Source organism: Caulobacter vibrioides OR37 (genome assembly GCF_000372645.1).
GTDB classification, from domain to species: domain Bacteria; phylum Pseudomonadota; class Alphaproteobacteria; order Caulobacterales; family Caulobacteraceae; genus Caulobacter; species Caulobacter vibrioides_E.
Genome location: NZ_APMP01000065.1, coordinates 1 through 1,196, shown reverse-complemented (window position 1 = coordinate 1,196; position 1,196 = coordinate 1). Strand labels below are relative to the sequence as shown.

1 protein-coding gene is annotated in these 1,196 nt (G+C 71.3%); it reads left to right on the top strand.

Features of this window, described 5'->3' with window-relative positions; all coding sequences use genetic code 11:
• Positions 1-98 precede the first annotated feature (98 nt).
• On the top strand, positions 99-1,118 hold the full coding sequence (locus OR37_RS20505) for a beta-eliminating lyase-related protein (protein ID WP_004625479.1): 1,020 nt from the start codon (positions 99-101) through the stop codon (positions 1,116-1,118).
• Positions 1,119-1,196 lie beyond the last annotated feature (78 nt).

Sequence of the window (1,196 nt, the reverse complement as noted above, 5' to 3'; positions counted from 1 at the left end):
ATCCCCGCCCTTCCCCCATCAAGGGGGAAGGGAGTTTCTGGACGGACTTCTCTCAGCGTGGCATCGGGGCTCCGTCCGCATCCAGGAGTTCGCGCCCGATGGCCCGCTACGACTTCGCCTCCGACAACGTCGCCGGCGCCATGCCCGAGGTCATGGACGCCCTGGTCGCCGCCAATGCCGGAACCGCCTCCGGCTATGGCACGGACCATGTCAGCCGCGCGGCCGCCGATCGCATCCGGGCCCTGCTGGACGCCGACGCCGAGGTGCGGTTCACCGCCTCGGGCACGGCGGCCAACGCCTTCGCCCTCACGCTGCTGGCCCAGCCGCACGAGGCGGTGCTGGCCCACGAGCACGCTCACATCCGCACCGACGAGACCGGGGCGCCCGGCTTCTTCGGCCAGGGCGTCGGCCTGATCGGCTTGCCGGGCGCGTCGGGCAAGATCGAGGTCGCGGCGCTGGAAGCGGCCCTGGCGCGACCCGAGGTCTCGTACAACCAGCCCGCCAACGCCCTGTCGCTGACCACCGCCACCGAATACGGGACGGTCTACTCCGAGCAACACCTGCGGGCCCTGATCGCGCCCGTGAAGGCCAAGGGCCATGGCGTCCACCTGGACGGCGCGCGTCTAGCCAACGCCGTGGCGGCCGGCTTCGACCTGAAGAGCGTGGCCAAGATGGGCGTCGACATCCTGGTGATCGGCGGCACGAAAGCCGGCTCGACCCCGACCGAGGCCGTCGTGTTCCTCAATCCAGCCCACGCCCGCCGCCTGGACGCGCGGCTGAAGCACGCCGGCCAGCTGGTCTCCAAGGGCCGCTTTCTGGCGGCGCCGTGGCTGGGCCTGCTGGGCGAGGACGGTTCGACCGGTCCGTGGGCGGCCCGCGCGGCCCACGCCAACGCCATGGCCCAAAAGCTGGCCGGCCTGATGCCCTTCCCGATCCGTCACGCCGTCGAGGCCAACGGGATCTTCGTCGAGATGGATGAGCCGGCGCTGGAACGCCTGCGCGGCGAGGGGTGGTTCGTCTACCGCTTCCTGGACGGGACCGTGCGCTTCATGTGCTCGTGGGCCACGACGCCGGAGATGGTCGAAGACCTGGGCGCGGCGTTGAAGCGGGTGGCGTAAAGATCACCCTCTCCCGAGGGAGAGGGCGGGACCCGTCCCGGCGAAAGCCGGGATGGGAGGGTGAGGGCTCAGGCCCGC

What these genes read in the sequence shown, in the direction of transcription:
- OR37_RS20505 (WP_004625479.1), top strand. Translation starts at nt 99, where the DNA reads ATGGCCCGCTACGACTTCGCCTCCGACAACGTCGCCGGCGCCATGCCC.